The organism is Streptomyces pseudovenezuelae, from assembly GCF_001513955.1.
GTDB lineage: Bacteria > Actinomycetota > Actinomycetes > Streptomycetales > Streptomycetaceae > Streptomyces > Streptomyces pseudovenezuelae.
In genome coordinates this window covers 156,184-169,659 of sequence record NZ_KQ948149.1, presented here as the reverse complement: position 1 = coordinate 169,659, position 13,476 = coordinate 156,184, and the positions used below count along the sequence as shown (strand labels likewise).

11 protein-coding genes are annotated in these 13,476 nt (G+C 70.5%); 4 read left to right on the top strand and 7 right to left on the bottom strand.

All coding sequences use genetic code 11. From position 1 onward, the window contains the following. Positions 1–5: 5 nt before the first annotated feature. Positions 6–884, bottom strand: coding sequence for an alpha/beta fold hydrolase (locus AQI94_RS25095; RefSeq protein ID WP_031043766.1), 879 nt, complete (start codon positions 882–884; stop codon positions 6–8). Positions 885–1,115: 231 nt separating this feature from the next. Here AQI94_RS25095 and AQI94_RS25090 point away from each other — a divergent pair, with 231 nt between their 5' ends. Continuing rightward, positions 1,116–2,615: an MFS transporter gene (locus AQI94_RS25090; protein ID WP_031043769.1), complete on the top strand. Its 1,500-nt coding sequence runs from the start codon at positions 1,116–1,118 to the stop codon at positions 2,613–2,615. A gap of 131 nt (positions 2,616–2,746) precedes the next feature. Then, on the top strand, positions 2,747–3,316 hold the full coding sequence (locus AQI94_RS25085; RefSeq protein ID WP_031043772.1) for a TetR/AcrR family transcriptional regulator: 570 nt from the start codon (positions 2,747–2,749) through the stop codon (positions 3,314–3,316). A 34-nt stretch (positions 3,317–3,350) separates the two neighbouring features. Here the strand turns inward: AQI94_RS25085 and AQI94_RS25080 are convergent, their stop codons facing one another. Then, on the bottom strand, positions 3,351–4,679 hold the full coding sequence (locus AQI94_RS25080) for a class I SAM-dependent RNA methyltransferase (RefSeq protein WP_062229941.1): 1,329 nt from the start codon (positions 4,677–4,679) through the stop codon (positions 3,351–3,353). A gap of 69 nt (positions 4,680–4,748) precedes the next feature. Beyond that, positions 4,749–6,794, bottom strand: coding sequence for an APC family permease (locus tag AQI94_RS25075; protein WP_031040409.1), 2,046 nt, complete (start codon positions 6,792–6,794; stop codon positions 4,749–4,751). A gap of 381 nt (positions 6,795–7,175) precedes the next feature. Here AQI94_RS25075 and AQI94_RS25070 point away from each other — a divergent pair, with 381 nt between their 5' ends. Next, a complete protein-coding gene (locus AQI94_RS25070; protein ID WP_007385233.1) occupies positions 7,176–7,847 on the top strand; it encodes a potassium channel family protein in 672 nt (223 codons plus the stop codon). Further along, entirely contained in the window at positions 7,847–8,521 is a 675-nt protein-coding gene (locus AQI94_RS25065; protein WP_020122416.1) for a potassium channel family protein, read from the top strand. The genes AQI94_RS25070 and AQI94_RS25065 overlap by 1 nt, the downstream gene beginning before the upstream one ends. Positions 8,522–8,582: 61 nt before the next feature. On the opposite strand, the gene AQI94_RS25060 is transcribed toward AQI94_RS25065, so the two are convergent. The 4 genes from AQI94_RS25060 to AQI94_RS25045 are packed head-to-tail and all read right to left on the bottom strand — an operon-like array spanning position 8,583 to position 13,031. Continuing rightward, positions 8,583–9,347: a DUF3159 domain-containing protein gene (locus tag AQI94_RS25060; RefSeq protein WP_031040399.1), complete on the bottom strand. Its 765-nt coding sequence runs from the start codon at positions 9,345–9,347 to the stop codon at positions 8,583–8,585. Positions 9,348–9,350: 3 nt separating this feature from the next. Beyond that, positions 9,351–9,749 (bottom strand): OB-fold nucleic acid binding domain-containing protein, encoded by a 399-nt coding sequence (locus AQI94_RS25055; RefSeq protein ID WP_033415996.1) that lies wholly within the window; start codon positions 9,747–9,749, stop codon positions 9,351–9,353. A gap of 46 nt (positions 9,750–9,795) precedes the next feature. Next, on the bottom strand, positions 9,796–10,479 hold the full coding sequence (locus tag AQI94_RS25050) for a response regulator (protein WP_031040394.1): 684 nt from the start codon (positions 10,477–10,479) through the stop codon (positions 9,796–9,798). Then, the gene (locus tag AQI94_RS25045) at positions 10,476–13,031 is read right to left on the bottom strand and encodes a sensor histidine kinase (protein ID WP_031040391.1); all 2,556 of its coding nucleotides are present in this window, start codon (positions 13,029–13,031) and stop codon (positions 10,476–10,478) included. The genes AQI94_RS25050 and AQI94_RS25045 overlap by 4 nt, the downstream gene beginning before the upstream one ends. Positions 13,032–13,476: the final 445 nt, after the last annotated feature.

The following is a 13,476-nucleotide window of genomic DNA, read 5'->3' as shown; positions in this document are numbered from 1 at the left end:
TGCCCTCACGCCACCGCGTTCAGCAGGTCGGCCAGGACGTCGGGGCGTTCCAGGGCGATGAAGTGGCCCGCCCCCGGGACCTGGACGAAGTCGGCGGCGGGCAGCAACTCCTTGTCGGCCGCCCGGTCCGAGGGGCGGGACCAGTCCTTCTCCCCGTAGACGAGGTGGACGGGCGCCTTGATCCCGGGATAGCGCGAACGGGCCGCGACGAGACTGGGCAGGCTCTGGTACACGGCCCGGGCGACGGTCGCATAGCCGGGGCGGCCGCCCACCTGGAGCAGTTCGTCCACGTAGTCCGCCCGCAGCGCGCTCTTGTCGCCGAGGCCGCCTCGCAGGATCCGGCCGAGGACCGGCCTGGGCTCCACTCCGGCGACCACCGGACCCACGCCCGGCGCGAGAACAGCACCGACGACCAGGCGGGCGAGGAGGCTGGAGCGGGCGATTCCGCCGGGGAAGTCGTACGTGTTGACCGCGATCACGCGCCGGACCCGTTCCGGCAGTTCGGCGGCGGTGGTCAGGGCGAGAACCGCCCCCATGGACTCCCCGACCAACGTCACGTCGTCGAGGTCGAGTTCGGTGAGGAGCCGTACGACACCGGCACGCATCGCCGGCTCGTCGTACGAGGCGCCGGGCACGATCTCGGAGTAGCCCATCCCCGGCAGATCGAGGGCGTACACCGTGTACCGGTCGGAGATCAGCGGGATGAGCGAGCGGAAGTGCTCGGCCTGGGTGCGCACGGTGTGCAGCAGGACCAGGGGGGCACCGGTGCCCGCCTTGAGGTAGCGCAGCGTCCCCTCGCGGGGGTGGCCTCCGGTGCGCGGGGCGATGGTGTGGCTCGTGGTCCCGGGAATGTGGATCGTGGGACGCGCCTCGTGGCTGGGCATCTCGGTCACTCCTTGTCTTCGACCAGGGCCGAGTGCCTCCTCATTGAGAAACCGACCGGTTTCCAGCAGCGTAAACCGATCAGTTTCCACACGCAACCCCTGGCGCGCCGCCCGCGCGACACCCACGACACCCCTTGGCTTGCGCCACGGAAACCGATCTGTTTTTCTAAGGTGAAACAGATCGGTTTCCAGCATCGCCGACCGGTCCACGCCCAGTAATCAAGGGGAAAAGTGAGTACCACCTTCGACCGCGGGGCTCCCGCCTCCGGCACCACAGACCCGGGCCGTCGCGGCTCCCACGCCGTGCGCTGGTGGGTGCTCGTCGTGCTGGGCACGGCGCAGCTCATGGTCACGCTCGACGCCACCGTCGTGAACATCGCGCTGCCCGCGGCCCAGCACGACCTCGGCTTCAGCGACGGCAGCAGGCAGTGGGTCATCACGGGGTACGCCCTGGCATTCGGCAGCCTGCTGCTGCTCGGCGGCCGGCTCGGCGACCTGTTCGGCCGGCGCACCACCTTCGTGACCGGGCTGATCGGTTTCGCGGGCGCGTCCGTCCTCGGCGGCGCGGCCGGCAGCTTCGACGTTCTCGTCACGGCACGTGTGGCCCAGGGACTGTTCGCCGCGCTGCTCGCGCCCGCGGCACTCTCACTGCTCAGCGTGACCTTCACCGACCCCGCCGAGAGGCCGAAGGCCTTCGGCATCTTCAGCGCGCTGGCCGGTGCCGGCGGCGCGGTCGGCCTGCTGCTAGGCGGCATGCTCACCGAATGGGCGTCGTGGCGCTGGGTGATGTACGTGAACGTCGTCTTCGCGGCGGTCGCCCTTGTCGGTGCCCTGCTGCTCCTTGCCAGGCCCGCCGTCACCGAACGTCCGAAGCTCGACATCCCCGGTACGACCCTGGCGAGCGCCGCCCTGTTCGCCATCGTCTACGGGTTCGCACACGTCGAATCGACCAGTTGGACCGACCCGGTCACCCTCGGCTCGATGATCGCCGGCGTGGTGCTGCTTGCGGCGTTCGTACGGCTGGAATCCAGGGTCGCGCATCCGCTGCTGCCGCTGCGACTCGTGCTGGACCGGACCCGCGGTGGTTCGTTCCTGGTGGTGTTCGTCATCGGCATGGGAATGTTCTCGATCTTCCTCTTCCTGACCTACTACCTGGAGGCCGGCATCGGCTACTCGCCGATCAAGACGGGGCTGGCGTTCCTGCCGATGGTCGCGGGAATCGTCGCCGCGTCGACCACGGCGCCATCGCTGCTGCTGCCCAGGGTCGGCCCCAAGGTCGTGATCAGCGCCGGCTTCCTGGTCGCCGCAACCGGCATGGCCCTGCTGACCCGGCTCGGACTGGACAGCACCTACGCCGCCCACATCATGCCCGGCCTGATCCTGCTGGGCCTCGGTCTCGGCGGCGTGATGGCCACCGCGTTCCAGGGGGCGACCGCGGGAGTGCACCACGAGGACACCGGCGTCGCCTCGGCACTGATCAACACGGGCCAGCAGGTGGGTGGTTCGATCAGCACGGCACTGCTGACCACCGTCGCCTCGTCGGCCACGAGCGACTACCTGTCCTCGCACAAGCCGAGCGCGCTGACCGTGGCGCAGGCCGGGGTCGAGGGCTACACGGCCACCCTGGCGTGGGGCGCCGGGTTCTTCGTGGTCGGTGCCGTCCTGTCGGCCCTCCTGATACCGAACGCGCCGCTGGCCCCGTCGGAGGGCGAGCCCGTGATCGCCCACTGAGGCCACGTCCCCCGATGCCGTGAGGCCCGAAGCAGCGAAGGATCATCGCGGGCGGCGGGCGCTCACGGCGGGGGACGACCCCCGTAAACCGATCGGTTTTCAATCGGCTGGAGAGGAGTTAACCTCGCACTATGACGACCGAGGCGAAAACAAGCTCCCGAGAGCGGCTGCTGGAGGCCGCGGCCACGCTCACCTACCGCGACGGAGTCGGCATCGGCGTCGACGCGCTGTGCAAGGCGGCGGGTGTGTCGAAGCGCTCCATGTACCAGCTGTTCGAGAGCAAGGACGAACTGCTGGCGGCGAGCCTGGAGGAACGGGCCGCCGCCTACGTGGCGGCGCTCCTGCCCCCGGCGGACGGCGACCGCTCACCCCGCGAACGGATCCTGCACGTCTTCGCCCAGGTGGAACTGCTCGCGAGGGCACCCGAGTTCCGGGGCTGCCCGTACCTGGCCGTGCAGATCGAGCTCAAGGACCAGAACCACCCCGCGAGCCGGGTGGCCCACCGGATCAAGAGCAACCTGACGAGCTTCTTCCGCACCGAGGCCGAACAGGGCGGCGCGAGCGACCCGGACCTGCTGGCCCGGCAGCTCAGCCTGGTCTTCGACGGCGCCAGCGCCCGCGCGGGAATCCAGGCCGACACCCTGACGGGGCTCATCGCCCCCACGGTGACGACACTGCTCGACGTGGCGGACATGCGCTGACGCGAGGGCCTGCCCGCGGAGGGTCGGACGCGGGTCACGAACCCTTCGAAGCCGGCTCCAGAATCGCCACGCACTCCACGTGATGCGTCATCGGAAACAGGTCGAACACCCGAAGCGTCCGCACCCGGTACCCCCCGTCCCGGAAGTACCCCAGGTCCCGCGCCAGCGCGGCAGGATCGCAGGCGACGTACGCGATGCGGCGGGCCCCCAGCGAGGACAGGTGCTGCACCGTCTTGCGGCCCGCTCCGGCGCGCGGGGGGTCGAGGACGATCAGGTCGACCTCGGTGATGCCGGTGCGGGGCAGTACCGCCTCGACCTTGCCCTGCTCGATGCGGACCCGGTCGAAGGCGGCGAGGTTGTGCCGGGCGTCCTCGACCGCGCGCTTGCCGGACTCGATACCGAGGACCGCGCCCTGGTCGCCGAGGCGGTCGGCCAGCGCGCCGGCGAACAGGCCGACACCGCAGTACAGGTCGAGCGCCATCTCGCCCTTGCGCGGCAGCAGGCCCTGCATGACCGCCTTCACCAGGGTGTCGGCCGCCTGCGGGTGGACCTGCCAGAAGCCGCCGCTGCCCACCCGGTGGGTGCGGCCGTCGGCCCGCTCGCGCACGAAGGCGCGGCCGTGCACACGGTGGATGCCGCCGTCCTTCTCCTCGACGCGCATCACGGAGACCGGCTTGTCGAGTTCCACGAGAGGAAGGCGAGCGCCGGGGCGGGGCTCCAGGATGACCATGCGGTCCTGGGAGCCGGTCGCCGCGATCGCCTCCACGGACGCCATCCCGGACCAGTCCCGCTCCTCGATGCCCAGCTCACTCACGCCCGGTGCCGCGATCATGCAGTGCTCGACCGGCTCGACCTCGTGCGAACGGTGGCGGCGCAGACCGGCGTTGCCGTCGGCGTCCACCGCGTACTGCACGCGGGTCCGCCAGGCAGGCACCTCTCCGGCGGGCAGCTTGTCGCCCTCGGCCGGCATCACCGTGCCGTCCCAGCCGGCCTCCTCGGGGGTGAGGCCGGCGAGCCGCTGCAGCTGCTCGGCGACGACCTCGCCCTTCAGGCGGCGCTGCGCGCCCGGCTTCGCGTGCTGCCAGTCGCAGCCGCCGCAGCGGCCGGGGCCGGCGTAGGGGCAGGGCGCCTCGATACGGTCCTTGGAGGCCGAGAGGATCTCCACGGCATCGGCACGCAGGAAGCGCGCGCCCTCCTCGCCCTCGGTGACCCGGGCCACGACCCGCTCACCGGGCAGCGTGTGCCGGACGAACAGCACCTGGCCGTCGTCCGTGCGGGCGATGCAGTGTCCGCCGTGGGCGACGGGGCCGACCTCGACTTCGAACTCCAGCCCCACCAGCGATTTCTTCGGTTCTGCCTGCATGGCGGGGTGACTCCACAACGTCAAGGGAAGAGGCGGGACGACAGCCCGCCAGGACAACAGCCGACCAGTCTACTTCGGCGCCGACGACTCCTTCGCCCGCTCGGCCGGACCGCGCCGCACCGAGCCCGGCGCGTTCCACTCCTGCCGCCTGCGGGCCCGCAGCTTCGCCGCCTCCGAGGACTGCAGCTGGTAGGGCACCGAGGTCACCATGACCCCCGGCGTGAACAGCAGCCGGCCCTTGAGCCGCAGCGCGCTCTGGTTGTGCAGCAGATGCTCGTACCAGTGGCCGACCACGTACTCGGGGATGATCACGGAGACCGCGTCGCGCGGCGACTCCTTCCGGAGCCCCTTGACGTAGTCGATGATCGGCCGGGTGATCTCGCGGTACGGCGAGTCCAGCACCTTCAGCGGTACGTCGATCCCGCGCCGCTCCCACTCGGCGCGCAGTGCCTTGGTCTCGGCCGGGTCGACGTTGACGCTCAGGGCCTCCAGGGAGTCCGAGCGCATCAGCTTGGCGTACGCCAGTGCCCGCAGCGCCGGGCGGTGGATCTTGGAGATCAGGACGACGGAGTGGACGCGGGACGGCCGCAGGCTGTCGTCGCTGGGGCCCTCGGGCGCCGCGAGCTCCTCGGAGACCCGGTCGTAGTGCTTGCGGATCGCCGTCATCGTCGCGTAGAAGATGCACATCCCGAGCAGGGCCACCCAGGCGCCGTGGGTGAACTTGGTGACCAGGACGACGACCAGGACGAGCCCGGTGAAGAAGGCGCCGAAGGCGTTGATCGCGCGCGAGCGGACCATGTGGCTGCGCTTGGCGGCGTCCTTCTCGGTGGCCAGGTGGCGGTTCCAGTGCCGGACCATGCCGGTCTGGCTGAGCGTGAAGGACACGAACACACCGACGATGTAGAGCTGGATCAGCCGGGTCGAGTCGGCGCCGTAGATCCACACCAGCATTGCGGCCGCGCCCGCCAGCAGCACGATGCCGTTGGAGAAGGCGAGGCGGTCGCCGCGGGTGTGCAGCTGGCGCGGGAGGTAGCGGTCCTGGGCGAGGATCGAGCCGAGCAGCGGGAAGCCGTTGTAGGCGGTGTTCGCGGCGAGGAACAGCACCAGCGCGGTGGCCGCGGCCAGCACGATGAACAGGAAGCTTCCCTTGCCAAAGACGGCCTCGGCGACCTGGGAGATCACCGGGTTCTGCACGTAGTCGGAGCCGAGGGCGACGCCGTTGTGGATCAGGTCGACGGCCGGGTTCTCGGCCATGCGCACGTTGGTGGCCATGGCCAGCGCGATGATCCCGCAGAACATGGTGACGGCCAGCAGGCCCATGGCCGCGAGGGTGGTCGCCGCGTTCTTCGACTTGGGCTTGCGGAAGGCCGGCACACCGTTGGAGATCGCCTCGACACCGGTGAGCGCGGCACAGCCGGAGGAGAAGGCGCGCAGCATCAGGAAGACCAGCGCGAATCCGGCCAGACCCTGGTGTTCGGCCTTGATGTGGTAGTCCGCCGTCGGTGCCTTCATGGTGTCGCCGAGCACCAGCCCGCGGAACGCACCCCACGCGATCATCACGAAGACGCCCGCGACGAAGACGTAGGTCGGGATCGCGAAGAGCGAGCCGGACTCCTTGACCCCGCGCAGGTTCATCAGGGTCAGCAGGACGATCACGGCGATCGCGCACAACACCTTGTGCTGGACGACGAACGGGATCGCGGAGCCGAGGTTCTCGATGCCGGAGGCGATGGAGACGGCGACCGTGAGGACGTAGTCGACGAGCAGGGCGCTGGCGACCGTGAGGCCGGCCTTCGGGCCGAGGTTGGTGGTGGCCACCTCGTAGTCGCCGCCACCGCTCGGGTACGCGTGCACGTTCTGCCGATAGGAGGCGACCACGGTGAACATCAGCACGACGACCGCCACGGCGATCCAGGGGCTGAAGTGGTACGCCGACACGCCCGCGATGGACAGGACCAGCAGCACCTCGCCGGGCGCGTACGCCACGGAGGACAGCGGGTCGGAGGCGAACACGGGAAGGGCGATGCGCTTCGGCAGGAGCGTTTCCCCCAGCCGGTCACTGCGCAGTGCGCGCCCGATCAGGATCCGTTTGGGCACGTCGGTCAGTTTGGACACAACAGTGAAGCGTAAGCGTTCGAACGGGCGCACAACCACCCGGCACCCCGCATCTGCCCTCCGGGTGAAATCCGGACGCACTCCGGCTACGGATTCCGCAGGTGAGCGAGGTGGCATGCCTATATGACAGGACCCCGCCCGTTACTGCTCCCGGAGGTCCCATGCACGCGACCGCAGAGCTCGTCGGTGCCACGGTCACCCTTGTCGGCCTCGGAATCCTCACACTCGCGAGCGTCCGCAGCATCAGCCGCCGCTGACCGACCCCGAGTCGGGGCAACCGTGCACAGGGGTGCCGTCGTCCTACCGCGCGTGTGTAGCTTGGGCCTCGGTCTGAGACCCTGATGTGGCTGAGCAGTACTTATTGACACCGGAAGGACGGTCGTGCACATCGTCATCATGGGCTGCGGGAGAGTGGGTTCCGCTCTCGCCCAGACCCTGGAGCAACAGGGGCACACGGTCGCCGTGATCGACCAGGACCCCACCGCCTTCCGACGACTGGGCTCCGGCTTCGGCGGTCGTCGCGTCACCGGAGTCGGCTTCGACCAGGACACCCTGCGCGAGGCGGGCATCGAGGAGGCCGGCGCCTTCGCCGCGGTCTCCAGCGGCGACAACTCCAACATCATCGCGGCGCGTGTGGCCCGCGAGATGTTCGGCATCGAGAACGTCGCGGCCCGTATCTACGACCCCCGGCGCGCCGAGGTCTACCAGCGCCTGGGCATCCCGACGGTGGCCACGGTCCGCTGGACGGCGGACCAGATGCTGCGCCGACTGCTGCCTTCGGGCGCGGAGCCGCTGTGGCGCGATCCCACCGGTGGGGTGCAGCTGGCCGAGGTGCACGCCTCGACCGCCTGGGTCGGCCACAAGATCAGCAAGATGCAGGAGGAGACGGGCGTCCGGGTGGCGTTCCTGACCCGCCTCGGCGAGGCGATCCTGCCCACCTCGCAGACGGTGCTGCAGGAGGGCGACCTGGTGCACGTGATGATGCGCACGGACGACATCGAGAAGGTCGAGGCGTCGTTCGCCGAGGGCCCCGAAGAGGAGGGCGGTCACTGATGAGGGTCGCCATTGCCGGTGCCGGCGCGGTCGGTCGCTCGATCGCGGGCGAACTGCTGGAGAACGGCCACGAGGTCCTTCTCATCGACAAGGCGCCGACGGCCATCTCGGTCGAGCGCGTCCCGCAGGCGGAGTGGCTGCTCGCCGACGCCTGCGAGATCACCTCCCTGGACGAGGCCGCGCTCCAGCGCTGCAACGTCGTGATCGCCGCGACCGGCGACGACAAGGTCAACCTGGTCGTCTCCCTGCTGGCGAAGACGGAGTACGGCGTCCCGCGGGTCGTGGCCCGGGTGAACAACCCGAAGAACGAATGGCTGTTCAACGAGTCCTGGGGCGTGGACGTCGCCGTCTCCACCCCGCGTCTGATGTCCGCCCTGGTCGAGGAGGCGGTGAGCGTCGGCGACCTGGTCCGGCTGCTGCGCTTCAGCCACGGCGACGCGAACCTGGTCGAGCTGACCCTGCCCGAGGAGTCGGCCCTGGCCGGCACGACGGTGGGCGACGTGGAGTGGCCCGAGGACACCTCCCTGGTCACCATCATCCGCGGCACCCGCGTCCTGACTCCCTCCCGGGAGGACTCCCTGGAGGCGGGCGACGAACTCCTGTTCGTGGCCGCCCAGGCCCGCGAGGAACAGCTGGAGGATCTGCTGTCGGTCCGCAAGGAAGAAGCCTCTTAGGCGGTACGACGACGGAGGGCGCCCTGCGTGTGCAGGGCGCCCTCCGTCGTCGTGGAGCTGTCTAGGCCTCGCGCCGGTGCCGCCCGCCCGCGGCCTCCGTGTCCCCACGCTCCGCGGCCTGTGCCGCCTTGCGCTCCTCCTCGGCCTTCTCCTCCGCCTCCATCTCCGCGAACACGTCGATGGGAGCCGGCGCCTTCGCGAGGAAGACCCAGGTCAGCCACACGGCCAGCAGGAACGGCGGGATCTTCAGGGCGACCAGGACCCAGCCGAGCTGGGCGGTGTCGGCCCACCAGTACAGCGGGAAGAGGATCGCGCACTTGGCGAGCAGGATGCCGCCCCAGGCGTAACTCGCCTTGGCGTACGCCTTCTTGCGGCCGGGGTTGCGGGTCCGCCAGGAGAGGTTCTCCTTGAAGACCGGGCCGAGGATGAGCCCCATCAGCGGCACACCCGCGAGCGTGGTGATGACGTACGCCAGGCCGAGGCCGAGCGTGTACAGCATGCCCGGCAGGTAGAAGTTCTTGGCGTTGCCCGTCATCATCGCGAAGACGACACCGAAGGCGACGCCGAAGACCCCGCTGAAGGCGTGCTTGACGGTGTCCCGCATGACCAGGCGGACCACGACCAGCAGCAGCGACACCGCGAGCGCGGCGATCGCCGACAGGTGCAGGTCCTTGTTGATCGTGAAGATCGTGACGAAGAGCAGGCCAGGCAGAACCGTCTCGACCATGCCGCGGACGCCGCCGAACGCCTCGAACAGGGCGGCCTCGGTCACCGCCCGTGCGTCGTCGGCCTGAGTGTCTTCGGTCGGCTTGTCGAGAGACGTCACCGGCTACTCCCGTCCGAGGGGTCGGAGTTCGTATTTCGGATTGAACAGCACCCGGCGGCCCCGGCTCATCGAGATCCGCCCGGAGGCGATCAGCTTGCGCCCGGGCTCTATCCCGACGATGGAGCGCCGGCCGAGCCACACCACGTCCAGGGCGGCGGAGCCGTCGAACAGCTCGGCCTCCAGGGCCGGGACGCCCGCGCGCGGCCGCAGGGTGACCGTGCGCAAGGTACCAGTAACGGTCACGATCTGGCGGTCGTGGCAGTCGCCGATCCGGGTGCATCCGGTGGTCGCGGTGTCCTCCCGCAGCTCCTCCGACTCCAGATCCTCCTGCGACGAGGAGAGCCGGTCGAGCATGCGCCGGAACCGGCCCACCGGCTTCTCGGAACGAGGAACAGCACTCATATCCGAAAGCGTACCGGGGTACGCCGACAGCGTTGTACCCGCAGCACTAGCGTTCGAACCGGTATCCCATGCCCGGTTCGGTGACGAAGTGCTTCGGATGCGAGGGGTCCGCCTCCAGCTTCCGCCGCAGCTGGGCCATGTAGACCCGCAGGTAGTTCGTCTCCGTCCCGTACGACGGCCCCCAGACCTCCTGGAGGAGCTGCTTCTGGCCGACGAGCCGGCCGGTGTTGCGGACCAGTACCTCCAGCAGGTGCCACTCGGTGGGGGTGAGACGCACGTCTCTGCCGTGCTTCTGGACCTTCTTGGCGGCCAGGTCGACGGTGAACTCGTCGGTCTCCACCAGGACGTCCTCCTCGCCTCCCCCGGTGGGCTCGGCGCGGCGCACGGCGGCCCGCAGGCGGGCCAGCAGCTCGTCCATGCCGAACGGCTTGGTGACGTAGTCGTCGGCGCCCGCGTCCAGTGCCTCGACCTTCTCGTCGGAGGAGTGCCGGGCGGACAGCACGAGGATCGGCACCCGGGTCCAGCCGCGCAGCCCCCTGATCACCTCGACGCCGTCCATGTCGGGCAGGCCCAGGTCCAGGACGACCACGTCGGGGTGGCGGGCGGCGGCGAGCCGGAGCGCGCCGGCCCCGTCGTGCGCCGTGTCGACCTCGTACTTGCGCGCCCTGAGGTTGATCACGAGGGCGCGCACGATCTGCGGCTCGTCCTCGATGACCAGCACTCTGGTCATGTGGCCTGCCTTTCTGGTTCTGCCTCGTCGAAGGGGTCCGCGAGGAGCTGTGCGTGCGCGTCCGCCGCGCGGAGCGTCAGCACCATGGTGAGGCCGCCGCCGGGCGTGTCCTCGGCGTTGAGGGTGCCGTGCATGGCCTCCGCGAAACCACGGGCCACCGCGAGCCCGAGCCCCACCCCGGCGCCGCGCGGGGCGTCGCCGTAGCGCTGGAAGGGCGCGAAGATGCGCTCCTTGGCCTCGTCGGGGACGCCGGGGCCGCGATCCACGACCCGGACCTCGACGCGGTCGGCGATGGCGCTCGCGGAGACCCGGACCGGGATGCCGGGCGGGCTGTACTTGACGGCGTTCTCGACCAGGTTGGCCACCGACCGCTCCAGCAGCCCCGGGTCGACGGCGACCATCGGCAGGGTCTCCGGGACGTCCAGTTCCACGCTCCCGTCGGGCACCCCGCCGAGCGCCATCGGCACCACCTCGTCGAGGTCGATCTCCCGGACGATCGCGGTGACCGTGCCGGTCTGGAGGCGGGACATGTCGAGCAGGTTGCCCACGAGGTGGTCCAGCCGGTCGGCGCCCTCCTCGATGCCCTCCAGGAGTTCGGCCTGGTCCTCCTCGGACCATGCCACGTCGTCGGACCTGAGCGAGGAGACGGCCGCCTTGATCCCGGCGAGCGGGGTCCGCAGATCGTGCGAGACGGCTGCCAGGAGCGCCGTACGGATGCGGTTGCCCTCGGCCAGCGTGCGGGCCTGGTCCGCCTCCTCCTGGAGCCTGCGGCGGTCCAGCACGACGGCGGCCTGGGCGGCGAAGGCGGCGAGCACCCGGCGGTCCTCGGCGGGCAGCACCCGGCCGGTGAGCGCGAGTGAAATGTGGTCCCCCACCGGCATGTCGACGTCGGCGTCCTCCGGCCGCTCCACGGGCGGTCCGAGTCCGGCCCGGCCGGCGCAGGTCCACGGCTCGACGTCGCTCTCCCGTTCCAGCAGGGCCGCCGACTCCATGCCGAAGGTCTCCCGGACGCGTTCCAGCAGCTCCTCCAGGCGGGTCTCGCCGCGCAGCACGTTCCCGGCGAGGAAGGACAGGATCTCCGACTCGGCGCGAAGCCGGGCGGCCTGATGGGTCCTCCTGGCCGCCAGGTCGACGACGGAGGCCACCGAGATGCCGACGCCCACGAAGATCACGATGGCGACGATGTTCTTAGGGTCGGCGATGGTCCAGCGGTGCAGGGGCGGTGTGTAGAAGTAGTTCAGCAGCAGCGAGCCGACCGCGGCCGACGCGAGCGCGGGGAAGAGGCCGCCGAGCAGGGCCGCCGCGACGACGACCGCCAGGAACAGCAGCATGTCGTTGGCGAGGCCGAGGTCGACGGTGGTGAGCAGGACCGTCAGGAGCGCCGGGCCGGTCAGGCCGACCAGCCAGCCCCACAGGATCCGGGCCCGTCCGAGCCGCGCGCTGCGGGCGACGGGCAGTCCGCGCCCCTTGGCGACCTCGTCGTGGGTGACGATGTGCACGTCCAGGTCGGGCCCGGACTCGCGGGCCACGGTCGCGCCGACGCCGGGGCCGAAGACGTACTGCCAGGTCTTGCGGCGGGACGACCCGAGGACGATCTGGGTGGCGTTGAACCCGCGCGCGAAGTCGAGCAGCGCGGCCGGTATGTCGTCGCCGACCACGTGGTGAAAGGTTCCGCCAAGGTCCTCGACGAGGGTCCTCTGGACGGCGAGTTCCTTGGGCGAGGCGGAGGTCAGGCCGTCGCTGCGGGCTATGTAGACGGCGAGCACCTCACCGCCGGCCCCCTTCTCGGCCAGCCGCGCGCCCCGCCTTATCAGCGTCCGCCCCTCCGGCCCGCCGGTCAGCCCTACGACGATCCGTTCCCTGGAGCCCCAGATCTTCGAGACCCGGTGCTCGCTGCGGTACTGCTTGAGGTACTCGTCGACCCGGTCGGCCACCCACAGCAGCGCGAGCTCGCGCAGGGCGGTGAGGTTGCCGGGCCGGAAGTAGTTCGACAGGGCCGCGTCGACCTTGTCCGGCTGGTAGATGTTGCCGTGCGCCATCCGCCGCCGCAGCGCCTCGGGCGACATGTCGACCAGCTCGATCTGATCGGCCCGGCGTACGACCTCGTCGGGCACGGTCTCGCGCTGCCGCACCCCGGTGATCGCCTCGACGACGTCGCCGAGCGACTCCAGATGCTGGATGTTCACGGTCGAGACCACGTCGATCCCGGCCGCGAGCAGTTCCTCGACGTCCTGCCAGCGCCGGGCGTTGCGCGAGCCCGGAATGTTGGTGTGGGCCAGCTCGTCCACCAGGGCTACGGCGGGGGCCCGGCGCAGTACCGCATCGACATCCATCTCGGTGAAGACGGCGTCCCGGTACTCGATCTCCCGGCGCGGAACCTCCTCCAGCCCGTGCAGCATCACCTCGGTGCGCGGGCGCCCGTGATGCTCCACGAAGCCCACGACACAGTCGGTGCCCCGCTCGATCCTGCGGTGCGCCTCGGAGAGCATCGCGTACGTCTTGCCGACGCCCGGTGCCGCACCGAGGTAGATCCGAAGCCTGCCGCGTCCCATGAGCCCATTGTCTTCCGGTCAATCCTGCCTGCGCAGCGTCGACCTTACGTCCGGCGATCCCGCCGACGGGGCCGGAGAGCAGGCCGGGGCCGCTCTTTGACACAACTCTGACGCGAGGACGGCCGGGCCCCGTGACGAGGATCTCGGCAACGGGCCCCGCTCAGCACCCCGACCGTCACGGCGACGGCCCGACGCCGCCCGCACCGACCCACCGCCCACGACGGGAGCGCGACTCGGCACCCCTGGCGGCTGAGACGACTGCGCGGCCCTACGCATCACGCACGAAGGACCCCTGGCAACCTCGCCGGGGCCGTGCAGAGGCCCTCAGGCACGGGTTTGCCGCCCGGACGCCCTGGCACGGCGGTCCGGCGACACGCCTGGCAGCCCCACTCGCCCCGGCCGGCAAGACACCGGTCTCGGACAGAGGCTCGGCGGCACCGAGACC